The sequence below is a fragment of the Pseudomonas gessardii genome (genome assembly GCF_001983165.1).
Classification (GTDB): Bacteria; Pseudomonadota; Gammaproteobacteria; order Pseudomonadales; family Pseudomonadaceae; genus Aquipseudomonas; species Aquipseudomonas gessardii.
Genome location: NZ_MNPU01000002.1, coordinates 174139 through 200323 on the forward strand (window position 1 = coordinate 174139; position 26185 = coordinate 200323).

A 26185-nucleotide genomic window follows, 5' to 3' on the forward strand; every position below is an offset into this window, starting at 1 on the left:
AGCCCCGACTGGTTCGGGGCTTTTTTGTGTCTGGGGATTTTGTGTTGGGTTTGAAGGCCTCATCGCGGGCAAGCCCGCTCCCACAGTTTGATTTGCGAATACATTCAAATGTGGGAGTGGGCTTGTCGGGCTGCCGCATCGCCGCGATAGCGATCTATCAGGCTCCACCGACTACCGAAGCCTGTGCAGTGCGCAGTTCATGCCGATTACCCTTGAACAGCACCAAGGTCGCAATCAACCCCAGCACCGCCGCCCCACTGAGCCAGATCCCCGGCGCGGCCTTGTTATCCAGCACATGGATCAGGTAGGTGCAGGCCGCCGGGGTAAAGCCGCCAAAGGTTGCGGTCGCCAGGCTGTAGGCCAGGGAGAAACCGGTGGTGCGGACTTCCACCGGCATGATTTCGGTCAGGGCTACCACCATGGCGCCGTTATACGAGCCATACAGGAAGGACAGCCACAACAGCACGATCAGCAGGTGGCTGAAACTCGGATTGACCACCAGCCACGACAACGCCGGGTATGCCGTGAGAATCGCCAGGATCGTCGCACCGAGCAGCAAGGGTTTACGGCCGATCTTGTCGGACACCGCGCCCATCACCGGCAGCCAGATAAAATTGGAAATACCTACGCACACGGTGACCAACAGCGCATCCAGGTCCGACAGGTGCAACTCGGCTTTGCCGAAGGTCGGGGTATAGGCGGTGATCAGGTAGAACGACACGGTGGTCATCACCACCAGCGCCATGCCCGCCAGGACGATGCCAAAGTTCTGGCCAATGGAGCGGATGATTTCCTGCAGGGTAGGGCGATGCTTGCGCGCCTGGAATTCCGGGGTTTCCTCCAGGGAGCGGCGAATCACGAAGATCACCGGCACGATCAGGCAGCCGATCAGGAACGGCACGCGCCAGCCCCATTCGCCCATTTCCTCGGGGCTCAGCCAGTGGTTCAAGCCCACACCCAGCAGGCCGGCGAACACCACCGCAGCTTGTTGGCTGGCGGACTGCCAGCTGACGAAAAAGCCCTTGCGCCCCGGCGTGGCGATTTCCGCCAGGTATACCGAGACCCCGCCCAGTTCGACACCCGCCGAGAAGCCTTGCAGCAACCGGCCAAACAGCACGATCAGCGGTGCGGCCACCCCGAGGGTGGCATAGCCGGGCACGCAGGCGATCAGCACGGTCCCGGCGGCCATCATGGCCAGGGTGATCACCAGGCCTTTTTTACGGCCATGGCGGTCGATGTAGGCGCCGAGGAAGATCGCCCCCAGCGGGCGCATCAGGAACCCGGCACCGAAGGTGGCCAGGGACAACATCAGGGACGCAAAGGCGCTGTCGGCAGGGAAGAAGGTCTTGGCAATGGCCGTGGCGTAGAAGCCGTAGACCATGAAGTCGAACATTTCGAGGAAGTTACCGCTGACAACGCGAAAGATCGCCTTGCCTTTGCCCGTGGTGCTGGCCATGTCATTTACTCAACTGGCTATCTTGTTGGAAATCCCTGGTCGTCGTTCATCCTTGCTGCAAGGTCTGGGCGCGAGCGGGCGCCGAAGAGTTTTGTAACCATATGTGTATCCGTGTGGGTGAGCAACAAAAACCGTTAGTAAGCTGGCTATTTGTCATGAGCCAACCCGCGTCAGGCGACGACATGCCGCATAATGGCCTGCCCCGGAAATATGCTTGAGTGCGGCTTCATTAAGTTTTCAGCATTGATAAGGTTGGTGTGGCTTATGGGTGGTTTGCGATGCGCGATGGTGGGCGTTGTGTTGGCGATCTTGACGGGCTGCGGCGGCGATGAGCCCCTGGAGGCTTTTGGCGGCCCGACCATGGGCAGCACTTATTCAATCAAATATGTCCGCACCCCCGGCACGCCGGCAGCCAGTGAGGTGCAGCCGCAGGTCGAGAGCCTGCTTGCCGAGGTCGACCGGCAGATGTCGACCTATCGCAGCGATTCCGATATCGAGCGCTTCAATGACTTGCCGGCCAACAGCTGCCAGCCGATGCCCGAGTCGATCCTGCAGTTGGTGCGCACCGGCGAACAATTGTCCCAGGCCAGTGGCGGGGCTTTTGACCTGACCGTCGAGCCACTGCTCAACCTGTGGGGCTTCGGCCCCCAGGCGCGGCAGGTAAAAGTCCCGGATCCCATGACGCTGGCCCTGGCGCGCCAGCACGTCGGCCATCAGCACTTGCGTATCGACGGTCACCAGTTGTGCAAGGATGCGGCGGTGCAAGTGGACTTCAACAGTATTGCCGCCGGCTACACGGTGGACCGGATTGCCGAGCGGCTTGGGCAGTCGGGCATCCACCGCTACCTGGTCGAAGTGACCGGCGAGCTCAAGGCTGCCGGGCGCAAACCTGACGGTACGCCCTGGCGTGTGGCCCTGGAAGAACCGCGGGATGACCAGCAGGTAGCCGAGCGGATTATCGCGGTGGACGGCTTTGGCGTGTCTACTTCAGGTGACTATCGCAATTATTTCCAGCAGGATGGTCGCCGCTATTCCCACACCCTCGATGCCCGGACCGGCGCACCGATTACCCATCACCTGGCATCGGTCACGGTGCTGGAGCCTTCGGCGCTGATGGCCGATGGCTTGTCGACGTTGCTCTTGGTGCTGGGGCCCGACGAGGGCTGGGACTATGCAGAAAAACACCAGATCGCGGCATTTTTTGTGATGCGTGAGGGGGATGCTTTCGTCACACGCAGCAACAAAGCGTTCGAACAACTGACGGCGCTCAAGCCGTGATCAATACTGTGTAGTAAAGGCAAAACTGGCCTACGACGCGACCAAGGGTTAATGTGCGCGGCGTTGAGCCTTATATAGACTGTGCCCCGGCTCACACACCTGAGCCTATTTGATCCTTCATGACCGCTGGCCGCGGCATGATTTAGCCAGGCGCCCAACCGTGCGCCCTGGCCTGTTCTGAGGAGTACGCATGGCTGTCTACAACTACGACGTGGTGGTACTGGGTTCTGGCCCAGCTGGAGAAGGTGCGGCGATGAATGCCGCCAAAGCAGGACGCAAGGTGGCGATGGTCGATAGCCGTCGTCAGGTCGGCGGTAACTGCACCCACCTGGGCACCATCCCGTCCAAGGCCTTGCGTCACTCGGTGCGCCAGATCATGCAGTTCAACACCAACCCGATGTTCCGGGCCATTGGTGAGCCGCGCTGGTTCTCGTTCCCGGATGTGCTGAAAAGCGCCGAGAAAGTCATTTCCAAGCAGGTCGCCTCGCGTACCGGCTACTACGCCCGTAACCGTGTCGACCTGTTCTTTGGCACCGGCAGCTTCGCCGACGAGCAAACCGTCGAAGTGGTCTGCGCCAATGGCGTGGTCGAGAAACTGGTGGCCAAGCACATCATCATTGCCACCGGCTCGCGCCCGTATCGCCCGGCCGATATCGATTTCCACCACCCGCGTATCTACGATAGCGACACCATCCTCAGCCTGGGCCACACCCCGCGCAAACTGATCATCTATGGCGCCGGCGTGATCGGCTGTGAATACGCCTCGATCTTCAGCGGCCTGGGCGTGTTGGTGGAGCTGGTGGACAACCGCGACCAGTTGTTGAGCTTTCTCGACTCGGAAATCTCCCAGGCGTTGAGCTACCACTTCAGCAACAACAACATCACCGTGCGCCACAACGAGGAGTACGACCGCGTTGAAGGCCTGGACAACGGTGTGATCCTGCATCTCAAGTCCGGCAAGAAGATCAAGGCCGACGCCTTGCTCTGGTGCAACGGCCGTACCGGCAACACCGACAAGCTGGGCATGGAAAACATTGGGGTCAAGGTCAACAGCCGTGGCCAGATCGAGGTGGATGAAAACTACCGCACCTGCGTCACCAATATCTATGGCGCTGGCGATGTGATCGGTTGGCCGAGCCTGGCCAGTGCCGCCCACGACCAGGGCCGTTCGGCCGCCGGCAGCATTGTCGACAACGGCAGCTGGCGCTACGTCAACGATGTGCCGACCGGGATCTACACCATTCCCGAGATCAGCTCCATCGGCAAGAACGAGCACGAGCTGACCAAGGCCAAGGTGCCTTACGAAGTGGGCAAGGCGTTTTTCAAGAGCATGGCGCGTGCGCAGATCGCCGGCGAGCCGCAAGGCATGCTGAAGATCCTGTTCCACCGCGAGACCCTGGAAGTGCTCGGCGTGCATTGCTTCGGCTACCAAGCCTCGGAGATCGTGCATATCGGCCAGGCGATCATGAGCCAGCCGGGTGAGCAAAATACCCTCAAGTACTTTGTGAACACCACGTTCAACTACCCGACCATGGCCGAAGCCTATCGGGTAGCGGCCTACGACGGCCTCAACCGGCTTTTTTGAGCGGCTCCGGCCGGTGGCCTGAGCCGGCCGGGGAGACCGATTTCAGTAATTCCCGAGAGTGGCAGTGGCCAAACCGGGAAAGTCTGTAATCAGGCTATCTACGCCGAAGTCGGCGAGCCTGCGCATCAGCGCAGGTTCGTTGACGGTCCACACGGACACGTGCAAGCCCTGGCGCTGGGCTTTTTCCAGTCGCTCGGGGGTGCACAGCGTCCAGTTCAACGCCAAATACCCACAGCCATAGTTCTGCGCGACCTTCAGTGGGTCGAGCCAGGCGTATTCGGCCACCAGTCCACGGGACAGGTCCGGCGTCAGCTCCAGGGCGGCTTTCAACACTTCCCGCGAGCTTGAGGTCACGGTGACCTTGTCCAGCAGGCCAAAGCGCTGGGCCATTTCGCGGATCGCCAGCACGGTGGTCGCGGCGCGGGTGCGCGAGGCGCTCTTGACTTCCAGTTGCCAGTGGTCAAAGTCGCAGTGTTCAAACAGTTCTTCCAGGCGCGGGATCGGGCAGGGGCTGACCCAGCCCGGGCCGCCCTTGCGCGCGTCCATTTTCACCAGGTCGGCGGCGACGTATTCCACCACCTTGCCGCGCCGGTCGGCGGTGCGCTTCAAGGTCGGGTCGTGGATCACCATCAGCTCGCCGTCCATGGACAGGTGCAAGTCCAGCTCGCAACGGCGCACGCCGTGCTTGAGGCATTGCTGGAAGCTGGTCAGGGTGTTTTCCGGTGCTTCGCCTTTAGCGCCGCGATGGCCATAAATCAGGGTCACAGATGCTCCTTTGCGCCAGGTGTATGGCGGGATAAATATCAAATCAGGTGTCTTGGCCGTCGCTTTGTTCCCGGGCCAGGCGCCGTTCCTGGGCCTGTTTTTGCAAAATATAGCGCGCTAGCAGCTGGCGCTGGGCGTCAGTCATGGATTCAAATTCGGTGCCCACGTCAAACCCATCGCCCTTCGGATCGCAATGGGTGACCTTGGCCCGCAGCAACAGGCCCAGCGCCTGGGGCAGCAGCACCAGCTTGACCGCCAGGTGGCTGCCGGGCGTGAGCGCCGTGGGGTGCTGGAAGTCGATACCGCCTTCGGAGATGATCACTGGCTGCGGCGCGCCGATCTCGCCCAGCAGGCTTTGCGCCATGACCTGGCTGAGCAGATCCATGCGTTTGTTCTGCACCTTGAGGAAGGCGACGAGGGTGCGGTCGCGCTCGCCGAGCTGGCGCAGCAGGTGCTGGGACTCGAATTCACTCAGGTGCAGTTCACTGAGCAGGTTGAACAGTGGGGAATCATCCAGCAACACTTCCTTGCTCGCCGCTTGCGGGGCAGACAGGCTTTTGATTTGGAGTGCGATCATGTCGTCGATACGGTAGTATTCGCGGCGATCTTCTTCATCTAATGTCGTCATGGCGAACCCCAGGTAACGGTAATGGTCTGAGTGTAAAGCTGCTTACCAGACCCCGCCACCGGGACGTCTTCTTTTCCTCCGAACAAGCCCCGACATGTTCAGACCTCTCTTCGTATTTATCGGCACGCGTTATACCCGTGCAAAGCGTCGCAATCATTTTGTGTCGTTCATTTCCCTGACCTCCATGATCGGACTCGCCCTGGGCGTTGTCGTGATGATCGTGGTGCTATCGGTGATGAATGGCTTCGATCATGAGATGCGCACCCGCGTGCTGGGCATGGTGCCCCATGCGACCATCGAGTCCGGCGAGCCCCTGGGTGACTGGCAAAGCCTGGCCGACAAGGTCAAGCAGAACCCCAAGGTGCTGGCCGTCGCGCCGTTTACCCAGATGCAGGGCCTGCTGACCAATGATGGCAAGGTGCAGAAAGTCCTGCTCAACGCCATCGACCCGGCGCAGGAGCGCAAAGTCTCGATCATTGATCAGTTCATGCAGCAGGGCCAGCTCGATGCCCTTTCGCCTGGCAGCTTCGGCATCGTGATCGGCGACCGCGCGGCGGCCAAGCTGGGCGTGGGTATTGGCGACAAGCTGACCTTCGTCGCCCCGGAGGTCACGGTGACCCCGGCCGGCATGTTCCCGCGCATGAAGCGCTTTACCGTGGTCGGCATCTTTCATGTCGGCGCCGGCGAGATCGACGGCTTCCTCGGCCTGACCAACCTCACCGACCTGGCCCGCCTGCATCGCTGGAAGCCGGACCAGGTACAGGGCCTGCGCCTGAAGTTCAACGACTTGTTCGACGCACCGCGCGGCGCCTGGGAAATTGCCCAGCAGTTGGGGGAAAGCGAGTATTACGCCCGCGACTGGACCCGGACCCACGGCAACCTGTACCAGGCGATCCGCATGGAAAAGGCCATGATCGGCCTGCTGCTGCTGCTGATTGTCGCGGTGGCCGCGTTCAACATCATCTCCACCCTGGTGATGGTGGTGAACGACAAGAAGGGCGATATCGCCATTCTGCGCACCCTGGGCGCCACGCCGGGGCAGATCATGGCGATCTTCATGGTCCAGGGCACGGTGATTGGCGTGGTCGGCACCTTGATCGGTACGGCGGTGGGGATTTTTGCCGCGCTGAACGTCAGTGCTGCCATCGCCGGCGTCGAAACCCTGATCGGCCACAAGTTTCTCAACGCCGACGTCTACTTCATCGACTATTTGCCATCCCAGGTGCAGAGCCAGGATGTGCTGATGGTCGGCGGCGCCGCGTTGGTCCTGAGTTTCCTTGCCACCCTGTATCCAGCCTGGCGCGCGGCACGTACCCAGCCGGCGCAGGCTTTACGTTATGAGTGAATCGGGCATGAGTGAAAAAGCAATCCTGAGCTGCCGCAACCTGGGCAAATCCTACGAGGAAGGCCCGGAATCGGTGGTGGTGCTGTCCAACCTGCAACTGGAACTGCATCCCGGCGAGCGCGTGGCGATCGTCGGCAGTTCCGGCTCCGGCAAAAGTACCTTGCTCAACCTGTTGGGCGGCCTTGATACGCCGTCCCACGGCAGCGTGTGGCTGGCCGGTGAAGAACTCTCGGCCTTGAACGAGAAGGCTCGTGGCCAGTTGCGTAATCGCTCCCTGGGCTTTGTGTACCAGTTCCACCACTTGCTGCCAGAGTTCACCGCCCTGGAAAACGTATGTATGCCGCTCTTGATCGGCAAGACCGCGATCCCAGAGGCGCGCCAGCGTGCCACTGCCCTGCTGGAGCGTGTCGGCCTTGGCCATCGCCTGGAGCACAAGCCGGCAGAGCTGTCCGGCGGCGAGCGCCAGCGTGTGGCGATTGCCCGTGCCCTGGTCAACAACCCGGGCCTGGTGATGCTCGACGAGCCGACCGGCAACCTCGACTCCCATACCGCCCAGGGTATCAAGGACTTGATGCTGGAGCTGAGCACCCAGATGCGCACTGCGTTCCTGGTGGTGACCCATGACATGAGCATGGCCCGGCAAATGGACCGCGTGTTGCACCTGCAGGAAGGTCATTTGGTCGCCATCTGACCTGTTTCAAGCCCGGGCGCCTGTGCCTGGGTTTTCTATTTTTTCAGGCGGTGCAAGCGAATGTTCAGACCGTTATCGATTTTTATCGGCACGCGCTATACCCGCGCCAAGCGCCGTAACCGTTTTGTCTCGTTTATCTCGATGACCTCGATGATCGGCCTCGCCCTGGGCGTGCTGGCGATGATCGTGGTGTTGTCGGTGATGAACGGTTTCCAGCGGGAAATGAGTTCACGCATTCTGGGCATGGTGCCGCACGCCACCATCGTCGGCGTCAACCCGATCAGCGACTGGCAGCCCGTGGCCGCCGCCGCCCTGAAAAATCCCGAAGTGACCGCCGCCGTGCCGTTCACCGAGATGGAGGGCATGCTGTCCTATAAGGGCTCGATGCAGCCGATCCAGATCAGCGGGATCGACCCGGCCCAGGAAGGCAAGGTGTCCATCGTCACCCAGCATATCGTCCAGGGGAACCTGGCAGACCTGCAGCCGGGTGAGTTCGGCGTGGTGATCGGGGAAATCACCGCGCGCCGTTTCCGCCTGAATGTGGGGGATAAGCTGACCTTGATCGTCCCGGAAATCAGCACGGCTCCCGGCGGCATTACCCCGCGTATGCAGCGTTTGAACGTGGTGGGGGTGTTCAAGGTCGGTGCCGAGCTGGATGGCTCGATGGCCTTGATCCATGTTGCCGATGCCGCGCAAATGCTGCGTTGGCAGCCCAACCAGGTGCAAAGCGTGCGCCTGGCGGTCAAGGACCTGTATGCGGCGCCCAAGGTTTCGGCGGACATTGCCGCCAGCCTGGGCGCGGCCTACAAGGCCGATGACTGGACTCACACCCAGGGCAGCCTGTTCAGCGCGATGAAGATGGAAAAGACCATGATCGGCCTGTTGCTGCTGATGATTGTCGCCGTCGCGGCCTTCAATATCATCGCCACGCTGATCATGGTGGTGAACGACAAGGGCGCGGACATCGCGATCCTGCGCACCATCGGCGCCACGCCACGGCAGATCATGGCGATCTTCATGGTCCAGGGCACGGTGATCGGTATCGTCGGCACCCTGATTGGCGGCGTGCTGGGGGTGATTGCCGCGCTGAACGTCAGCGCGCTGGTGGGCTGGATGGAGCGGGTGACCGGGCAGCATATCTTCAGTTCGGACGTGTATTTTGTCAGCAATCTGCCGTCGGAGCTGCAAGGTGGCGATGTGTTGCTGATTTGCAGTGCAGGGTTTGTGTTGAGCTTTTTGGCGACGATCTACCCGGCGTATCGGGCGGCGAAGATCGAGCCGGCGCATGCCCTGAGATATTCGTAGGTCTTCAGATCGCTATCGCAGGCAAGCCAGCTCCCACATTTGACTGTGTTCGCAAATCAACCTGTGGGAGCGGGCTTGCCCGCGATGAGGCCCGCCCAGCGTGCCTCAAACCCCTTTTGGCAACTCAATCACAAACCGCGTCCACCCCGGCTGTGACTCACAGAAAATCCTCCCCCCGTGCGCCTGCACAATCGACTGGGTAATCGCCAGCCCCAGCCCTGCATGCTCACTGCTGCCTTCATGGCGTGCCGGGTCCGCGCGGTAGAACCGGTCAAACAGCTTGGGCAGCAACCCCTGGGGAATCCCGGTCCCGGTATTTTCCACGCTCAGTTTCACGCCCTGGGCGTTTTCGCTGATCCTCACCCGCACTTCACCGCCAGGCGGCGTAAAGCGCACGGCATTGTCCAGCAGGTTGGAAAACGCCCGGCGCAGCATGCTGCGGTCGCCGGCGGTCCTGGCGCGGCCGTCGCGCAGCAGGTTGACCTGGGCGTCCTCGGCCAACGGCGCGAAGAACTCCAGCAAGGCATCCACCTCGTCGGCCAGGGCCAGGGGTTCGCGCCTGGGGTTGAGCAGCCCGTGGTCGGCCTTGGCCAGGTACAGCATGTCATTGACCAGTTGGGCCATCCATTGCAGCTCTTCCAGGTTGCTGTGCAGCGCTTCGCGGTAATCCTCCAGCGGCCGGGGCTGGGTGAGGATCACCTGGGTCTGGGTCAGGAGGTTGGATAACGGTGTGCGCAGTTCGTGGGCAATATCGGCGGAGAACGCCGAAAGCCGTTGGAATGCATCGTCCAGGCGGCTGAACATGGCGTTGAAGGCCAGGGTCAGTTCCTCCAGTTCGGCGGGCATCTGTTCCTGGGGCAGGCGCTGGGTCAGGGAGTGGGCACGGATGCCGGCAGCCACTTCGGTCATCCGCCTGAGAGGGCGCAGGGCACTGCGCGCGGCCCAGGCGCCCAGGAGCGCAGTGGCCAGGGCGGACAGGCCGACCGTCAGCCAGATCAGGTGTTGCATGCTTTGCAGGAAGTGTTGGTGATGGGTGATGTCCAGTATCAGGATCAACTGCGCCGAGCCGCTCTGGGTGGGGTTCAATGGTGCGTTGTACGTCCGATAGCGGGTGCCGTCGCTTTGCAGGCTATGTAGGCCGGGCGCGGTGGGCAGGTTGGCGGGGATGCGCGGGGAGCTGTCAAACCAGCGCTGGCCGTCGGCGGCGTTGATGCGCACCGACAGGTCGGGTTGATGGCTCAGTTCGCCCACCAGCGCGGCTTGGCGTTGGGCAAACAACGCGGGGGTGTCGGCGCCTTGCAGGGCACTGCGCAGGGCCATCAGCTTGCTGTCGAGCAATTGCTGGTCCAGCTCGATGAAGTGCTTCTCGCTGGCCTGGCTGAACAACACACCCGCCAGCAGCGAGACCACGGCGGTGCAGCCGGCAAACAACAGGGCCAGGCGGCTGGCCAGGGAGAGGCGCTTGATCAACTGAACCGCTCCTCCAGCACATAGCCCATGCCGCGCACGGTGTGGATCAGCTTGTTGGGAAAGCTATCATCGATCTTCAAGCGCAGGCGGCGAATGGCCACTTCGATGATATTGGTGTCGCTGTCGAAGTTCATATCCCAGACCTGGGAGGCAATCAGCGACTTGGGCAGCACTTCGCCCTGGCGGCGCAGGAGCATTTCCAGCAGGGCGAACTCCTTGGCGGTGAGGTCGATACGTTGATTGCCGCGCTCGACACGGCGACGGATCAGGTCCAGGCGCAGGTCGGCCAGGTGTAGGCTGGTGTCCTGGGGGATGCTGCTGCCCCGGCGCAGCAGGCTGCGCACCCGGGCCAGCAGCTCGGAGAACGCGAAGGGCTTGACCAGGTAGTCGTCGGCCCCCAGCTCCAGGCCGTGGACCCGATCCTCGACCGCATCCCGCGCGGTCAGGAACAGCACCGGGATTTCCAGGCCGGCACTGCGCACTGCCTGCAGGATCTGCCAGCCGGTGCGGCCCGGGAGCATCACATCCAGGATCAGCAGGTCATAGTCGCCCGTCAGCGCCAGGTGCTGACCGGTGGTGCCGTCGGCCACCAGTTCGGTGTTGAAGCCGGCTTCGGCCAGGCCCTGGCGCAGGTATTGGCCGGTTTTGGGTTGGTCTTCGACGATCAGCAGTTTCATAGGCAAGCTCATGGCAGCGGGTGACGGTTGGCTTTATACCGTGTGCCTTGGAGGGCCGGGACAATCTGACAAAGTTGTAATCTAGCAGTCAGCTGGCTGGCAGCGGCACATTATTAGAGTGTCCCACAAGCGGATCCCGTACCTTTGGAGAATGAACATGTTATTGCGTAAAACCTGGTGGTGGGTGGGTTGCCTGATGGCGCTGAGCGCCCCGGCGCTGGCCGACGGCGCGCACACTTTTGCCTTTGGCGAGGCTGCGCCGGCGAGCAAGGCCACGCGTACTGTAGAAGTGCTGCTGCAGGATATTTCCTTTGCCCCTACATCGCTGGATGTAAAAGCCGGTGAGACGGTGCGCTTTGTACTGGTCAACAAGGGCCAGTTGCTGCATGAATTCAACCTGGGTGACGCGGCCATGCATGCCGATCACCAGAAGGAAATGCTCAAGATGCAGGCCAGCGGCATGTTGACCACCACCGGCATGGGCCAGATGGATCACGCGGCGATGGGCCATGGTGACATGGGCGGCATGAAACATGACGATCCCAACAGCATGCTGGTGGAGCCGGGCAAGACCGCCGAATTGACCTGGACCTTCAGTAAGACCGGAGCCCTGGAGTTCGCTTGCAACCTCCCCGGGCATTACCAGGCGGGGATGGTTGGCAAGCTGAACGTCAACCCGTAAACCTCAGGCTCAAAGGCGGGAGCAAAGGCTGGTAGACTGACGGGGTTTATTTAGCCAGGTTTCCGCCATGCATCCCGCAGCCGAACATTCGCCGCTGGGCAAGTCCAGTGAATACATATCCACCTACACCCCTTCATTGCTGTTCCCCATCCCTCGCGCCGCCAAATGGGCCGAACTGGGCCTGAGCGCCGAGACGCTGCCTTACAAGGGCGTGGATTTCTGGAACTGCTTTGAACTGTCCTGGCTGCTGCCGTCCGGCAAGCCGGTGGTGGCCATCGGTGAGTTCAGCATCCCGGCCGACTCGCCGAACATCATCGAGTCGAAATCCTTCAAGCTCTACCTCAATTCGTTGAACCAGACGCCGTTTGCCGATGGGCCAAGCCTTGAGGCCACCTTGCGTGCCGACTTGAGCGCAGCGGCCGGCAAGCCAGTGGGCGTGCGTATCCGCAGCCTGGCCGAGGTGGAAGGTGAAGGTGTGGTCAGCCTGCCGGGCGTGTGCATTGATGACCTGCAGATCAGTGTCAGCAACTACGAGCACCCGCGCCCGGAACTGCTGCGCTGCGATGATTCCCGCGTGGTGGAAGAGAGCGTGCACAGCCATCTGCTCAAATCCAACTGCCCGGTGACCAGCCAGCCGGATTGGGGCAGCGTGGCGGTAGAGTACCGCGGCGCGGCCCTGGATCATGCGAGCCTGTTGGCCTACCTGGTGAGCTTTCGTCAGCACTCGGACTTTCATGAACAGTGCGTGGAGCGGATCTTTCTCGACCTGCAGCGGTTGCTCAAGCCTGAGAAGTTGACGGTTTATGCGCGGTATGTGCGACGGGGTGGGTTGGATATCAACCCGTATCGCAGCACTGAGGCTGTGCAGTTCCAGAACCTGCGCCTGGCTCGCCAGTAGCCTTCATACGATACAAATGTGGGAGCGGGCTTGCTCGCGATGGCGGTGGTTCAGTCAATATCTTCGGTGACTGACACTGCGCTATCGCGAGCAAGCCCGCTCCCACATTTTTGGGTCCTGGATTCGGATTAGATCCCGATATTGCCCAGAGTCACCACAATATTGCGCAATGTCCCGGCTATGCCCGGATGCTCCAGCTCGAAGCGTTCTACAGCCAGGTTTACACCGTCGGCAAGGCTGGGGTTCTGAGTGGCAGGTTCCAGTTCCAGTTGCACTTCAAACTTGGCAATCAACGCTTCCAGCGCTTCGCGTTTTTCCAGCGACAGAGGCGGGTCCTGATTCAATTGCTCGCGCAGGATGGAAACCTGTTCTTGCAGTTTTTCGCGGGCAGGCATGGCGTTCTTCCTTTTATCGATAGGCACTGGCATAGACCACGGCACGCCGAGAAAGGTCTACGGGATGACCTGTAGATTAATCCACTGGCAGCGACTGTGCATGATCTTGATCAGGGCTTTTCGCCTTTGAGCCGGCGCAGGCGGATGTCCGCCAGGCAGGTGCCCAGTTCGCCCAGGTGATCGATCACCGAGTGCACGCCAAGCCCATATAGCGTGACGGTGGCCTTGGCGCGCTTGTGTTCGCGCGCTTGTTCGCTCAGCGCTTGCCATTGGGCAGGGGAGAGCCCGCACAGTGAGCCACAGGACGCCAGGCCAATCGTCCAGAGCCCGGCGTTGAGCCCGGATTGCAGTAATCGGGGTTCACCACTGACCAGCACGCAGCCATCCAGGCGCTGGATATTCAGGTCCATCAAGGCTTGCCAGCAGGCATGGGGGGCGGGCCAGGGCAGGGTGGCCGGGCGGGTGCCTTGAACCCACTCCGGCAGGGCGGCGGCCAGCGGCGTGGTGACGCGGGTGGGCAACTCATCCAGCCAGGCGCTGGGGGTGCCTTGATCGTGGAGCCATTGCAGAATTTGCAGGGCGCCGGGGGTGGCCAGGGTTTCGCCTGCGGGGACGGTGCTGGCGTGGGCCATGGAACCAAAGTCCACCAGGCAACCACTGAGGCCAAAGAGTACGGCGGTCAAGGGCGGGGCGTTATCTGCAACGATCTGGGGATGGGGCATGGGACGTCCCTGAAAATAGCTGTGACGCTATCGGACGCCCATGACAAGCAGATGACATCGGGTTGTGACTGTAGGAATTTTGTGCATTTTTTGAATGACAATTCCATCAAGCTGCCTAATCTTACACTTCCGTCATATAATACGGCCTTATTCAGGGCATAGCGCCCATGACAGACCATTCAAGGAGTTCAAGCTATGCGCTGGAGCCAGTGTCTTGCTCAACTATCCATGTGTGCCAGTGTCTTGCTGGTGCCTTTCGTTGCCCAGGCGGCGGAAGAAGACCCATGGGAAAGCATCAACCGCCCGATCTTCACCTTCAACGACACCGTTGATACCTACGCACTCAAGCCATTGGCCCAGGGCTACCAGTTCATCACCCCGCAATTTGTCGAAGACGGTATCCACAACTTCTTCCGCAACATCGGCGATGTGGGCAACCTGGCCAACAACGTGCTGCAACTCAAGCCCCACCAGGCCGGTGTCGATACTGCGCGCTTACTGGTCAATACCACGTTTGGCGTGCTCGGCTTTATCGACGTCGGCACCAAAATGGGGCTGCAACGCAGTGATGAAGACTTCGGCCAGACCCTCGGCTACTGGGGCGTGGGCAGCGGTCCTTACGTGATGCTGCCACTGCTGGGCCCAAGCACCCTGCGTGATGCGCCGTCCAAGTATGTCGACAGCTACACCGAACCGTACCGCTACATGAACGACATTCCTACGCGCAACAGCGCTTTTGGTCTCGATATTGTCGATACCCGCGCCAGCCTGCTGTCGGCTGAAAAGCTGATCAACGGCGACAAGTACACCTTTATCCGCAATGCCTACCTGCAGAACCGTGAGTTCAAGGTCAAGGACGGCAATGTCGTGGATGACTTTTAAGGTTAAGCCTTGAATGAAAAAGGCGGCCTTCGGGGCCGCCTTTTTTGTGTGCATTGATTTCAGTACATCTTGAGGATTTTCAGGCCCAGGTGTTGGTCGTCGCCTTCCTTGCGGGCCCATACCACCTCAGTATCCGCCTCCAGACCTTTGAGCGCGGCGTGCTCTGAGTCGATACGCACCTTCAGTTGGTCGCCCACATTGAACGACTGCTTCGCCTGAACCTGCATTCCAGAGCTGGAGAGGTCCACGCAGACCCCGGCAATCTCTTGCCCGGCATGGATCAATGACACGTCGGCATCCACCCGCATGCGGATGAAATCGCGCTTTTCCGCATAGTCACGTTCGTTTGCGCTCATAGGTTTCATCCTTCCATTGCGTTGTGGTTTTGCCTGTTCTTATAACTCCCGGTGATTTGCGATGTAAAGACGCTCGGCGACCATCGGCATGAGCTTGAAACCCCTGGCGGATGGGAGTACCGTCTGCGCCTTAGAAGGGCACCTCTGCTTTACCTTTGTGCGTGAGCCAAGCGCTTATGTTTTGTAGGACAGAGAGGCTAGAAAGCGAATCCAGTAGTGCGAGCCGGGCCATTGCCTGACTGCCTACGCCAACCTAATTCTGGCGCCGTTTGCCCACATGCAAAAAACCAGTGCCACGCTGCTGATAATCGATGACGACGAAGTAGTGCGCGCGAGCCTCGCGGCCTATTTGGAAGACAGTGGCTTCAGCGTCCTGCAGGCCGGCAATGGTCTTCAGGGTCTCCAGGTGTTCGAGCGCGACCAGCCCGACCTGGTGATCTGCGACCTGCGCATGCCCCAGATGGGCGGCCTTGAGCTGATCCGCCAGGTGACCGAGCTTGCCCCGCAGACGCCGGTCATTGTCGTGTCTGGTGCCGGGGTGATGAACGACGCTGTGGAAGCCTTGCGCCTGGGCGCCGCCGACTACCTGATCAAGCCCCTGGAAGACCTGGCCGTCCTGGAGCACTCGGTGCGCCGAGCGCTGGATCGTGCCCGCCTGCTCCTGGAAAACCAGCGCTACCGCGAAAAGCTCGAAACCGCCAACCGGGAGCTCGAAGCCAGCCTCAACCTGCTCCAGGAAGACCAGAACGCCGGTCGCCAGGTGCAGATGAACATGCTGCCGGTCAGCCCCTGGAGCATCGACGAGTTCCAGTTCGCCCACCAGATCATCCCGTCGCTGTACCTGTCGGGTGATTTTGTCGATTATTTCCGCGTGGATGAGCGCCGCGTCGCGTTCTACCTGGCCGATGTCTCGGGACATGGCGCATCCTCTGCCTTCGTGACCGTGTTGTTGAAGTTCATGACCACACGGCTGTTGTTTGAATCCAAGCGCAATGGCACCTTGCCGGAGTTCACTCCCTCGCAAGTGCTGGGCCACATCAACCGGGGCCTGATCAGCTGCAAGCTGGGCAAGCACGTAACGATGGTGGGCGGCGTGATTGATGAAGAAACCGGTCTTTTGACTTACAGCATTGGCGGTCACCTGCCATTGCCGGTTTTATACACTCCAGACAGTGTGCGTTATCTGGAAGGGCGTGGTTTGCCGGTTGGCTTGTTCAATGAAGCCACCTATGAAGACCACATTCTGGAGCTGCCGCCGGCCTTCAGCCTGACGCTGATGTCCGATGGCATCCTGGACCTTCTTCCAGAGCCTACACTCAAAGAGAAAGAAGCCGCCTTGCCCCAACGGGTCAGGTCGGCGGGCGGCAGCCTGGATGGCTTGCGGCAGGTTTTTGGATTGGCCACGCTAGGGGAGATGCCGGATGATATCGCCCTATTGGTGTTGAGCAGGAATCTTTGATGAGTACCGGAAGAATCCAATTCGCCGAGCAAGAAGGGACCTTTGTCCTGAAGTTTGTCGGTGAAGTGCGCCTGACCTTGTGTTCGGCGCTGGATGCAACGATTGAGCGGATTTTCACAGCCTTGAACTTCTCGGCGATCGTGATCGATCTGACCGAAACCCGCAGCATCGATAGCACCACCCTTGGGCTGTTGGCCAAGTTGTCCATTCTGTCTCGGCAGAAGGTCGGACTGCTGCCGACCGTCGTCACCACCCACGAAGACATCACCCGGCTCCTACAGTCGATGGGGTTCGATCAAGTGTTCAACATTGTTGACCGCCCGATCCCCTGCCCGGAATGCCTGACCGACTTGCCTTCCCAGGACCAATCCGAGGAAGTGGTGCGGCTCAAGGTGCTGGAGGCGCACAAGATCCTGATGGGGTTGAACGAATCTAACCGCGAAGCCTTCCACGATCTGGTCAACGCCCTCGAGCGGCACTGACTTCACTGTTGGAGCAGGGTCAAAATGTGGGAGCTGGCTTGCCTGCGATAGCGCCAGCTCAACCACCGCATATTGAACGGGTACAAAAAAGGGCGGCATCCTAACGGATACCGCCCTTTTTACCGCGCCCGCTTTTTACAGCTTGGCGCTCAACAACGCCTCCAGCTTCTCCTGGTCCCGGGCAAACTGACGAATGCCTTCCGCCAGCTTCTCAGTGGCCATCGCGTCCTCGTTGGACTCCCAGCGGAACTGCGCTTCTGTCATGTGTACACGGGCCTCACCGGCCTGGCCTGGCGCCAGCTTGCGCTCCAGCTTGCCATTGTCGGCCGCCAGCTTCTCCAACAAGTCCGGGCTGATGGTCAGGCGGTCGCAACCGGCCAGTTCCTCGATCTGGCTCAGGTTACGGAAGCTTGCGCCCATCACCACGGTCTTGTAGCCATTGGCCTTGTAGTAGTTGTAGATGCGCGTCACCGACTGCACGCCAGGATCATCGGCACCGGTGTAATCGTTGCCATTGGCCTTTTTGTACCAGTCGTAGATACGACCGACAAACGGTGAAATCAGGAACACCCCGGCTTCCGCACAGGCCACGGCTTGGGCGAAGGAGAACAGCAGGGTCAGGTTGGTCTGGATGCCTTCCTTTTCCAGCTGCTCGGCGGCACGAATGCCTTCCCAAGTGGACGCGATCTTGATCAGCACGCGGTCGCGGCCAATACCTGCTTTTTCGTACAGGTCGATCAGGCGATGCGCACGCTTGAGTACCGCGTCAGTGTCGAACGACAGGCGCGCATCCACCTCGGTGGAGATACGCCCTGGCACCACTTTCAGGATCTCCTGGCCCACAGCCACCGCAAAACGGTCACTGGCCAGGCCTACATCACCGTTGCAATCCTGCACGCAGGCATCCAGCAGCTTGGCATAGCCCGGAATGGACGCAGCCTTGAGCAAAAGGGAAGGGTTAGTGGTGGCATCCTGCGGCTTGACGCGGGCGATAGCTTCAAAATCGCCGGTGTCGGCAACTACAGTGGTGAATTGCTTGAGTTGTTCCAACTTGGAAGTCATGGGCGTGCTCTGTCCTATGGGTCTGATGACATTACCCGAGGGTTGCTAGCCGCTCAAGGGCGCAAATGCGTTCGATCGTTTGCGAGGGCAACAACCTGAAAACAGCCGTTTGAATGATCGGCCGTGCTGCTAGATAGGAGGGCAAAATCGCCATCAGGTTCCACCTGCGCCGCGATCAAAAGGTGGGCTTGCCCGCGATAGCGATGGACCCGTCGCCCAATAAATCGACTGGCCTGCTCCGTCAACGGCCCTCCAGCAACGCCCCGGCCTGATCCAGCAAAGCCAACGGATCGCTGGCCTTGTGAATATCCACCGACAACAACTGCCGAAACCTGCGCGCCCCTGGAAACCCGGTGCCCAACCCCAGCACATGCCGGGTAATGTGATGCATCGCCCCGCCCGTGGCCAGATGCTCGGCGATATACGGCCGCAGCTGCGCCAACGCTTCGGCCCGACTGATCACCGGCGCCGTACTGCCAAACAGCCGCTGATCCACGGCTGCCAGCAAATACGGATTGTGATAAGCCTCACGCCCCAGCATCACCCCATCAAACACCTGCAAATGCTCGTCGCATTGCTCCAGCGTCTTGATCCCGCCATTGAGAATAATCTCCAGCTCGGCAAAATCCCGCTTCAACTGCGCCGCCACGTCATAACGCAACGGCGGAATGTCCCGATTCTCCTTGGGCGACAACCCTTCCAGAATCGCAATCCGCGCATGCACGGTAAAACTGGTGCAACCCGCGTCCTTCACCTGCCCGACAAAATCACACAGCTGGGCATAACTGTCCCGGCCATTGATCCCGATACGGTGCTTCACCGTCACCGGAATCGACACCGCATCACGCATCGCCTTCACACAGTCCGCCACCAGAGCGGGGTGGCCCATCAGGCACGCGCCGATCATATTGTTCTGCACCCGGTCGCTGGGGCAGCCGACGTTCAGGTTTACTTCGTCGTAGCCTGCATCCTGAGCCATGCGGGCACAAGCGGCCAAATCGGCGGGAACACTGCCGCCCAGTTGCAGCGCCAGTGGGTGCTCGGCTTCGTTGTGGCGCAGAAAGCGGTCATGGTCACCGTGGAGGATGGCGCCGGTGGTGACCATTTCGGTGTAGAGCAGGGCGTGTTTGGAGAGGAGGCGTAGGAAGTATCTGCAATGATGGTCGGTCCAATCCATCATCGGCGCAACCGAAAACCGACGGGAGAGTGGCATTGATGCAATTTGTAGGGACATTGAAGTATCTGGATGGGGAAGGCGAAGGGCAGTCAGTTTATCAGGAACGGAGTGGCCTCGTTGAGGCCAGGTACCGAGAGCCTTCCCACATCAGTCGACTCGCCCCGGCAGCATCCCCGCCAGGACCTTATCCTTATCAATAAAGTGATGTTTCAGCGCTACCACCATATGCCCGCCCACAAGAGCTCCGCATAGCCACGCGCTGTAGGTATGAATCGCCTTTGCCAGGTCATAGAGGCTTTTATCTGGTTCCACCAGCGGCGGCAGTAGGAATAAGCCGGCCACCAGGATGGGCTTGTCAGCCACCGAGCTCCAGTACCAGCCGGATATCGGCAGCCCGACCAGCGCCACGATGTATAGCAACAGGTGGCCAATGAAGGCTGCACGCTTGACCAGCGGTGTCATGGTGTCTGGCATCGCCGGTGCCGCATGGGTCAGGCGCCAGGCGATGCGCAGGACGATGAGGAATATCAGCGTGCTCGCCATCGCCTTGTGTAAAAAGGTGAGTTGATGCTGCGGGTTGAATTCGTCGCGCCAATGAACGGCCACGAGCCCCACCAGCCAGGCGGCAATCCAGATGAGTGCCATGCCCCAGTGCAGCCATTTTGCTGTGGCCGTATAGCTTTTTGTCTCTGTCATCTGGATGTGCGCCTGTCTTTTGGGTAGGCGCGATTATCGACAATTGGGCAGGGCGGAAAACCGTAAAAACTCGATGATTCCCATCGACTTTTCTGATTTTCAGCATTTTTCTCCATCCTGCCGGGACTACAAACGCCGGGTCACAGGATGCCCTATTCCTCAGGTGGCGCTGAACCTGCCGCGAAGACGACCGTCAAGTCCAGAACAGACGCCCGATCCCGCCGGAGCATGATATTCTGCGCGCCATCTTGGTCTATCCTTTCTCTGGTACGCACTCCCGAATGCGTACCGGCAGAGAGCTGTCGCCGAGGTAGCTGAAGCCAATAATGATAAAAAGTCAGCGCAGAAGGGACATAAAAGTGAGGTCGATACGTCGGCCTTGTGTGCCCACCCTGCAGTGCTTGCGAGTACGGGAACCAGCCGGACATTGCCTGATGTTTGGCGTACCACGGTTGCCGGAAGGTCGAGGATGGTAGGGCGGAAGGCGTTTTATCATAGGTGCTACGATGTTTAAAAAAGTGAACACTGCTCTGTTGGGGCTGGCTTTGTCCATAGGGATCACTTCCGTCCAGGCGGAAGAGGCAAAGAAAGTCGATGTGCTATTGATCGGCGGCGGCATCATGAGTGCGACCCTGGGTGTATGGCTCAACGAGCTGCAGCCGGATTGGTCGATGGAGATGGTCGAGCGCCTGGACGGCGTCGCCGAAGAAAGCTCCAACGGTTGGAATAATGCCGGTACCGGTCACTCGGCCCTGGCTGAGCTGAACTACACCCCGGAAAACAAGGAAGGCACCGTTGAGATCCCGAAAGCGGTCGAGATCAACGAAGCGTTCCAGATTTCCCGCCAGTTCTGGTCGTGGCAGGTTCAGCAAGGCGTTCTGAAGAACCCGCGCTCGTTCATCAACTCCACTCCGCACATGAGCTTTGTGTGGGGCGATGACAACATCAAGTTCCTGAAGAAGCGTTACGACGCACTACAGGCGAGCCCGTTGTTTGCTGGCATGGAATACTCCGAAGATCCGGTACAGATCAAGAAGTGGGTGCCGCTGATGATGGAAGGGCGTGACCCGAACCAGAAAATCGCCGCCACCTGGTCGCCGCTCGGCACTGACGTGAACTTCGGCGAGATTACCCGCCAGTTCGTCGCTCACCTGCAGACCACCCCCAAGTTCGACCTGAAACTGTCGAGCGAAGTGCAGGACATCACCAAGAACGCCGACGGTTCGTGGCGTGTGAGCTACAAAAACCTGAAAGACGGCACCAAGACCGAGACCGACGCCAAGTTCGTGTTCATCGGCGCGGGCGGCGGTGCTCTGCATCTGCTGCAAAAATCGGGTATTCCTGAAGCCAAGGAATACGCAGGCTTCCCGGTGGGTGGTTCGTTTTTGGTGACCGAGAACCCAACGATTGCCGAGCAACACCTGGCCAAGGCTTACGGCAAGGCGTCGGTTGGCGCGCCACCGATGTCGGTGCCGCACCTGGACACCCGCGTGCTGGATGGCAAGCGCGTGATCCTGTTTGGCCCATTCGCGACCTTCTCCACCAAGTTCCTCAAAGAAGGCTCGTACCTGGACCTGCTGACCAGCACCACCACCCACAACATCTGGCCAATGACCAAAGTCGGTATTCGTGAATACCCACTGGTCGAGTACCTGGCCGGCCAACTGATGCAGTCGGATGACGACCGCTTCAAGGCGCTGCAAGAGTACTTCCCGAACGCCAAGAAAGAAGACTGGCGCCTGTGGCAGGCCGGCCAGCGTGTGCAGATCATCAAGCGTGACGAAGAGCTGGGCGGCGTCCTGAAGCTCGGCACCGAAGTGGTCAGCTCCGCCGATAACACCATCGCCGGCCTGTTGGGTGCATCGCCAGGTGCGTCCACCGCAGCGCCGATCATGCTGACCGTGCTGGAAAAAGTGTTCAAGGACAAGGTCGCTACCCCGGCCTGGCAGGAAAAGCTCAAGCAGATCGTGCCGAGCTATGGCACCAAGCTGAACGGCAACCCTGAGCGGGTTGCGCAAGAGTGGGCCTACACCGCCAAGGTTCTGCAACTGACGCCTCCGCCAGCCATTCCACCAATGGCTGCACCAGCAGCGACCGAGGCTGCCAAGCCTGCGGCTGAGCCGAGCAAGCCGGCGGCTGACATTGCGCTGTAAGCGGTTGGCAAGGTCCTGAGACAGGATTGAGTTGCCCCATAAAACCCGCTGAACCGGTAACGGTCAGCGGGTTTTTGGTTTATGGCTTTTCGATCTGCTCATAGGAGTCAAATGCTGAAACCTTTTTTGATCTGCTCATGTAAGTGAAGTGCCAGGTGATTAGCGCTATCAGACAGTAGATAAAGCTGATGCGGCGGCAGCCCAGGTAACTGTATGCCGGGGATGAGCCTGGTCAGCCCGGCGCCCATGCGCTCTTCCTCGATCATCCCGACCGCCAATCCACACATGATGGCCGCCTCCACCGCCGTCGAGCTGGCACTCTCCAGCAGGACTCGGTAATAAACCCCATGTTCTTTCAGGGCCCGCAAGGCCGATGCCCGGTATGGGCAGCCGGTCAGTTGCACGGCGATGGGCAGTGGCGCCTGCTCGGGTCTCTGGAAGTTCTCGGCAACGACCCAGACAGGCTGGATCGTGCCGAGACGCTCGCCCTGTTCCAGCGGCTGCGAGCTGACAACCAGCGCCAGGTCAATTTGTTCGCGACTGAACATCGTGAACAGCTCACCACTGGACCTGGCCTCCACCTCCAACTCAAGCAGTGGATTGTCTGCAATCAGCAGCGGTAGGAAGTCGCGCATAAATGCTGGGGCGTATGAGTCAGGCAAGCCCAGGCGAATTTTGCCCTGCATGCGTTGTGGGCTGAGTGAGGCGAGCAAGCGGTCATGACTTTTCAGAAACTCCGTGGTTTCACTCAGCAATTTCTTGCCATACATCGTCAGTTCGACGCCCTGGTTGTTGCGGCTGAATAACCTTTGGCCCACCAGGTTTTCCAGCTTGTGGATTTGCGTGGTGACGGTCGACGCACTGCGATGCACATGGTTGGCTGCTTCGTTGAACCGTCGAAAGCGGGCAACCGCATGAAAGGTGCGTAGGAGGTCGATGTTCAATTGCTTGTTCATGATTCCTCTTTTGAGGATTAGTGGTGCAGATTATTCAAATATACAAAATCATGACCTCACTTTAGTCTTTTGGTCAAACAGGAGCGTGCCTGTCTATCGAATAAAAAGAGTTGGAGCGTATATGGATATCAACACGCTGGTTGTAGCGTCTTTGCAGAATAATCATGACCTCGGAGGGCGAATCTGGACCATTGAAAACGCTGAGAAATACTCGACCCTGTCTGAGCATCGGACGGCGCTTTCGCAGCAGGTCAGCGAAGAAATATTAGCGCTGATGACCGCCCTGAATAACCAGGGGATAAGCGCCGAAGGCATATGCGCTGCGCCTTGTGGGTCGGGTTCCCTGGGCGAACTGCTGCAATCGGTCGCCAATGATCTGGTTGACCTGCTGGGGCAGGGCAGCTTGCATTACGTCGAGTTGGGTCCGGAGCCGGTGAAAACATCCGCCCTGATGGGGTATTTGCTGGAGTGTGGCGCTGAACCTGAGTATTACACCGCGGTTGATATCAACTGTGCTTCCCAGGGCATCATGCGCCGCGCGGTTGAGCCGATGCTGGCCACGCCCCAGGGGTTCTCCTATCTGGCCACCGATTTCCGGGACTTGCGCCGGCACCAGCTTGAACGCGGCCAGGATATAACGCTGATTACAATGCTGGGCTTCCAGGAGGGCAATGAGTTGCCCGATACCGTTGGCCAGATCATCCGCCGGGTGGGTGGCAGGCGAACGTATGTCTTGTCAGAAATGCAATTGTCCACGGTTGAGGATGATGCCCACATCCATCGGTTTTATAGCCACGAGTGCATGATTCGGTTCTCCGACCTGATCGGTTTGAAACTGGGGTTGGAGAAAACGGATAACCATCGGGTCGTCATCTCCGAGATCGAGCACCACGATGATCGCTACCGTGTCGCCGCAACGTTGCTGCCTGTCCACGACGGTCATGATGATGGCTATCTCTTGACGAATGTCTGCCTGAAATACACCCGCGAGCAATTTATCCGGGTACGCCAGGAGTACGGCAGTTGCCGAGTGATTGGTGAGTATTGCAGCGGAGATGGCAGTGTCATGTATCAACTGTCCGAATATTGCCCGGACCACGATTGCACTGACCGATAACAGAGGTGGATAGCCATGAGACGAGACGGTGACCTTCCGGTATTTGCGCAGGGAGCAGGACGGCTGAAACTGGCGTTGCAGGCATCGCTGTCTCCGGCATCGGGGCGATGCAAACATCCTGGGGCATTGCTCGATACCTTGAAGCATTGGAGTGATAGCTACTTACACAACAGTGTTCCGGCACTTGGCTATCACCGAAGCCTTGCCGAACTGGGTTATGTGAACTCGCCGTTGGCCGTCGCCTCGGTTGAGCAACTCACCGCCGTGGCACAGGTGGCGGGGTTATTTACCGAAGAGGGCGTCACGCAATTGCGTCGTGCCTGTTATCAGTTGGAGGCGGGCTCTACCACCAGCGACTGGATTATTTCCAATCGCACCCGTGCTGCCACTGAGTCCTCGACCCTTATTCGGGAAATGATGGGCAGTCGCGCCTTTTTGTTGGCGGTGTCGCATATTGCAGGCGTGCCTTTGGTGCCCCATCCATTTTTACGGGCGCGTTCACAGGTCAACTATTTCTACCCGCGCCAGACGCCTGAAGATAAAGCCCAGATTGGCATGTGGCATACCGACGGTACCAGTTTCGTATTGAATATCTTGCTATCGGACCCTGGTGAGTATGAAGGTGGAGAGTTTGTGTTTTTTGAAGGGCAGAACGAGCGCTTTGATCTGAATAACCTGGACGGGCACCTATGTACCAGCGTTGTCCGGGCCAGTGGCGATGCGGTCTACCTTTACGGCAGCCGTGTGTTTCATGGCGTGCGCCCTGTCACGGCCGGTCGGCGCATGTCGTTGGTACTTTCATTTCATTGTCCCTACAGTTCGGTCGATGTGAACAAGTTCTGGCACCTGGCATCCGATGACGGTGTGTTGAGGACGATCAGGCCATGGTTCCAGCTGAGGCGAAACCTGGCATTGCCTGCCGAGGAGCAATACCGTCGACTGGGCATTGCGCCTATTACCTTTGCCGAACTGGCGATGCCCAGGGGGCAATAATGAGGCTGCCCAAGCGCGCGACCCTGGGAACGCTGAAGTTACTGCTCTTGCAGATGGTGTTTGTCTTGTCTTGGAGCTCCGGTTTTATTGGGGCGAAGATGGGGGCTCAGGATGCAGGCGCGTTCAACTTACTGTTCTGGCGTTTTTTGCTGGTCTCGGTGTGCCTGGGGCTGTTTTTGAATAGTGCGCTGCTGAAGGTTTCCTGGGCGCAAATTCGCCACCACGCGGTGATCGGTTTTTTGTCGCAGTTTCTTTATTTGAGTTGTGTCTACGTGGCCATCCAAAATGGGTTGCCGCCGGGGATTGCGGCAATCATTGCGGCGCTTCAGCCACTGATGACGGCCGCACTGTCGTCGGGCAGTACCACAGAGCGCAGCGGAGCGTGGCAATGGCTGGGTTTGCTGGTGGGCTTTTGCGGGGTGTCGATTGTGATCGCGGGGCAGTACCGCAATAGTGGTGCCGAGGTCGGGCTGGTCATGTATTTACTGCCGCTTGTCTCGGCCTTGGGGCTGACGATGGCGACATTGTATGAGCGCCGCTCAGCACTTAAGCAGACCCAGCGCAGTAGCTTGAGCCTGTCGCTGTTTATCCAGTCGCTGATGACCTTGATGGGCTTCACTGCGGCGGTGCTCTACACCGATACGTTAAGCGTTCCCCAGGACTGCGCCGTACTGGTCTCGATCGTTTGGCTGACGGTGTTTTCTACGTTTATCGCGTATTTGAGCCTCTGGATGTTGTTACGGGTCATGACTGCGACCCATGTCGCGGCACTGGTTTACCTGGAGCCCCCTGTGACGTTGGTCTGGGCGGCAATCATGTTTGGCGATGTGATTTACACCTCGACGTATGTGGGCATTGCCGTGGTGGTGGCCGGGTTGATTCTAGTCCGTTTGAAAAGACAGGCGATGGCGTGTGCGTCGTGAGCATTATGCCCACGCCGCTTGCTTGGAGGGTG

General features: G+C 59.6%; 26 protein-coding genes. 14 read left to right on the forward strand and 12 right to left on the reverse strand.

Going from position 1 to position 26185, the window contains the following annotated elements; all coding sequences use genetic code 11:
• Positions 1–157 precede the first annotated feature (157 nt).
• A complete protein-coding gene (gene tcuC / locus BLL38_RS02980) occupies positions 158–1456 on the reverse strand; it encodes an MFS transporter (protein WP_076961277.1) in 1299 nt (432 codons plus the stop codon).
• Positions 1457–1720: 264 nt separating this feature from the next.
• On the opposite strand from tcuC, the gene BLL38_RS02985 reads away from it, so the two are divergent.
• Positions 1721–2734, forward strand: a complete 1014-nt coding sequence (locus tag BLL38_RS02985) for an FAD:protein FMN transferase (protein WP_076961278.1) — start codon at positions 1721–1723, stop codon at positions 2732–2734.
• A gap of 190 nt (positions 2735–2924) precedes the next feature.
• Complete coding sequence (gene sthA / locus BLL38_RS02990; RefSeq protein ID WP_029300105.1) at positions 2925–4319, forward strand: Si-specific NAD(P)(+) transhydrogenase; 1395 nt, start codon at positions 2925–2927, stop codon at positions 4317–4319.
• Between the two features lie 42 nt (positions 4320–4361).
• On the opposite strand, the gene BLL38_RS02995 is transcribed toward sthA, so the two are convergent.
• Positions 4362–5084, reverse strand: a complete 723-nt coding sequence (locus BLL38_RS02995; protein ID WP_076961279.1) for a glycerophosphodiester phosphodiesterase — start codon at positions 5082–5084, stop codon at positions 4362–4364.
• A 43-nt stretch (positions 5085–5127) separates the two neighbouring features.
• Entirely contained in the window at positions 5128–5712 is a 585-nt protein-coding gene (locus tag BLL38_RS03000) for a PilZ domain-containing protein (protein ID WP_076961280.1), read from the reverse strand.
• Positions 5713–5806: 94 nt separating this feature from the next.
• On the opposite strand from BLL38_RS03000, the gene BLL38_RS03005 reads away from it, so the two are divergent.
• The 3 genes from BLL38_RS03005 to BLL38_RS03015 are packed head-to-tail and all read left to right on the forward strand — an operon-like array spanning position 5807 to position 9053.
• Entirely contained in the window at positions 5807–7057 is a 1251-nt protein-coding gene (locus BLL38_RS03005) for a lipoprotein-releasing ABC transporter permease subunit (protein ID WP_076961281.1), read from the forward strand.
• A gap of 7 nt (positions 7058–7064) precedes the next feature.
• Positions 7065–7748 (forward strand): lipoprotein-releasing ABC transporter ATP-binding protein LolD, encoded by a 684-nt coding sequence (gene lolD, locus BLL38_RS03010; protein ID WP_162843709.1) that lies wholly within the window; start codon positions 7065–7067, stop codon positions 7746–7748.
• A gap of 60 nt (positions 7749–7808) precedes the next feature.
• Positions 7809–9053, forward strand: a complete 1245-nt coding sequence (locus BLL38_RS03015; protein ID WP_076961283.1) for a lipoprotein-releasing ABC transporter permease subunit — start codon at positions 7809–7811, stop codon at positions 9051–9053.
• Positions 9054–9158: 105 nt separating this feature from the next.
• Here the strand turns inward: BLL38_RS03015 and BLL38_RS03020 are convergent, their stop codons facing one another.
• Complete coding sequence (locus tag BLL38_RS03020) at positions 9159–10523, reverse strand: heavy metal sensor histidine kinase (protein ID WP_076961284.1); 1365 nt, start codon at positions 10521–10523, stop codon at positions 9159–9161.
• Entirely contained in the window at positions 10520–11200 is a 681-nt protein-coding gene (locus BLL38_RS03025; RefSeq protein ID WP_076961285.1) for a heavy metal response regulator transcription factor, read from the reverse strand. Before BLL38_RS03025 ends, BLL38_RS03020 begins: the two co-directional genes overlap by 4 nt.
• 157 nt (positions 11201–11357) lie before the next feature.
• Here BLL38_RS03025 and copI point away from each other — a divergent pair, with 157 nt between their 5' ends.
• Complete coding sequence (gene copI / locus BLL38_RS03030) at positions 11358–11882, forward strand: copper-resistant cuproprotein CopI (protein WP_076961286.1); 525 nt, start codon at positions 11358–11360, stop codon at positions 11880–11882.
• Positions 11883–11949: 67 nt separating this feature from the next.
• Positions 11950–12780: an NADPH-dependent 7-cyano-7-deazaguanine reductase QueF gene (gene queF / locus BLL38_RS03035; protein ID WP_076961287.1), complete on the forward strand. Its 831-nt coding sequence runs from the start codon at positions 11950–11952 to the stop codon at positions 12778–12780.
• Between the two features lie 128 nt (positions 12781–12908).
• On the opposite strand, the gene BLL38_RS03040 is transcribed toward queF, so the two are convergent.
• Together BLL38_RS03040 and pcrP are read right to left on the reverse strand one after the other, a co-directional pair.
• Entirely contained in the window at positions 12909–13175 is a 267-nt protein-coding gene (locus BLL38_RS03040) for a DUF4404 family protein (RefSeq protein WP_076961288.1), read from the reverse strand.
• Between the two features lie 110 nt (positions 13176–13285).
• Positions 13286–13897, reverse strand: coding sequence for an HAD superfamily inactivated hydrolase PcrP (gene pcrP, locus BLL38_RS03045; protein WP_076961289.1), 612 nt, complete (start codon positions 13895–13897; stop codon positions 13286–13288).
• A 195-nt stretch (positions 13898–14092) separates the two neighbouring features.
• Here pcrP and BLL38_RS03050 point away from each other — a divergent pair, with 195 nt between their 5' ends.
• On the forward strand, positions 14093–14779 hold the full coding sequence (locus tag BLL38_RS03050) for an MlaA family lipoprotein (protein WP_076961290.1): 687 nt from the start codon (positions 14093–14095) through the stop codon (positions 14777–14779).
• 59 nt (positions 14780–14838) lie between these two features.
• Here the strand turns inward: BLL38_RS03050 and BLL38_RS03055 are convergent, their stop codons facing one another.
• Positions 14839–15135 carry a PilZ domain-containing protein gene (locus tag BLL38_RS03055; RefSeq protein ID WP_076961291.1) on the reverse strand — a complete coding sequence of 99 codons (297 nt, stop codon included), beginning with the start codon at positions 15133–15135 and terminating at the stop codon, positions 14839–14841.
• A 277-nt stretch (positions 15136–15412) separates the two neighbouring features.
• Here BLL38_RS03055 and rssB point away from each other — a divergent pair, with 277 nt between their 5' ends.
• Both rssB and rssC read left to right on the forward strand, forming a co-directional pair.
• Positions 15413–16594 (forward strand): two-component system response regulator RssB, encoded by a 1182-nt coding sequence (rssB, locus tag BLL38_RS03060; protein ID WP_032863287.1) that lies wholly within the window; start codon positions 15413–15415, stop codon positions 16592–16594.
• Positions 16594–17076 carry an anti-sigma factor antagonist RssC gene (gene rssC, locus BLL38_RS03065; protein ID WP_032863286.1) on the forward strand — a complete coding sequence of 161 codons (483 nt, stop codon included), beginning with the start codon at positions 16594–16596 and terminating at the stop codon, positions 17074–17076. Before rssB ends, rssC begins: the two co-directional genes overlap by 1 nt.
• 135 nt (positions 17077–17211) lie before the next feature.
• Here the strand turns inward: rssC and tal are convergent, their stop codons facing one another.
• From tal to BLL38_RS03080, 3 genes are all read right to left on the reverse strand, one after another.
• Positions 17212–18138: a transaldolase gene (gene tal, locus BLL38_RS03070; RefSeq protein ID WP_076961292.1), complete on the reverse strand. Its 927-nt coding sequence runs from the start codon at positions 18136–18138 to the stop codon at positions 17212–17214.
• 241 nt (positions 18139–18379) lie between these two features.
• Positions 18380–19372, reverse strand: coding sequence for a tRNA dihydrouridine(20/20a) synthase DusA (gene dusA, locus BLL38_RS03075; protein ID WP_076961293.1), 993 nt, complete (start codon positions 19370–19372; stop codon positions 18380–18382).
• 90 nt (positions 19373–19462) lie between these two features.
• Positions 19463–20011, reverse strand: coding sequence for a cytochrome b (locus tag BLL38_RS03080; RefSeq protein WP_076961294.1), 549 nt, complete (start codon positions 20009–20011; stop codon positions 19463–19465).
• A gap of 506 nt (positions 20012–20517) precedes the next feature.
• On the opposite strand from BLL38_RS03080, the gene mqo reads away from it, so the two are divergent.
• A complete protein-coding gene (gene mqo / locus BLL38_RS03085; RefSeq protein WP_076961295.1) occupies positions 20518–22164 on the forward strand; it encodes a malate dehydrogenase (quinone) in 1647 nt (548 codons plus the stop codon).
• 107 nt (positions 22165–22271) lie between these two features.
• On the opposite strand, the gene BLL38_RS03090 is transcribed toward mqo, so the two are convergent.
• Complete coding sequence (locus BLL38_RS03090; protein ID WP_076961296.1) at positions 22272–23120, reverse strand: LysR family transcriptional regulator; 849 nt, start codon at positions 23118–23120, stop codon at positions 22272–22274.
• A gap of 121 nt (positions 23121–23241) precedes the next feature.
• Here BLL38_RS03090 and BLL38_RS03095 point away from each other — a divergent pair, with 121 nt between their 5' ends.
• Genes BLL38_RS03095 through BLL38_RS03105 form a run of 3 tightly spaced genes read left to right on the forward strand, consistent with a single transcriptional unit; the run spans position 23242 to position 26153 of the window.
• Positions 23242–24237, forward strand: a complete 996-nt coding sequence (locus tag BLL38_RS03095) for a hypothetical protein (RefSeq protein ID WP_076961297.1) — start codon at positions 23242–23244, stop codon at positions 24235–24237.
• A 15-nt stretch (positions 24238–24252) separates the two neighbouring features.
• The gene (locus tag BLL38_RS03100; protein ID WP_076961298.1) at positions 24253–25230 is read left to right on the forward strand and encodes a 2OG-Fe(II) oxygenase family protein; all 978 of its coding nucleotides are present in this window, start codon (positions 24253–24255) and stop codon (positions 25228–25230) included.
• On the forward strand, positions 25230–26153 hold the full coding sequence (locus BLL38_RS03105; RefSeq protein WP_076961299.1) for a DMT family transporter: 924 nt from the start codon (positions 25230–25232) through the stop codon (positions 26151–26153). The genes BLL38_RS03100 and BLL38_RS03105 overlap by 1 nt, the downstream gene beginning before the upstream one ends.
• Positions 26154–26185 lie beyond the last annotated feature (32 nt).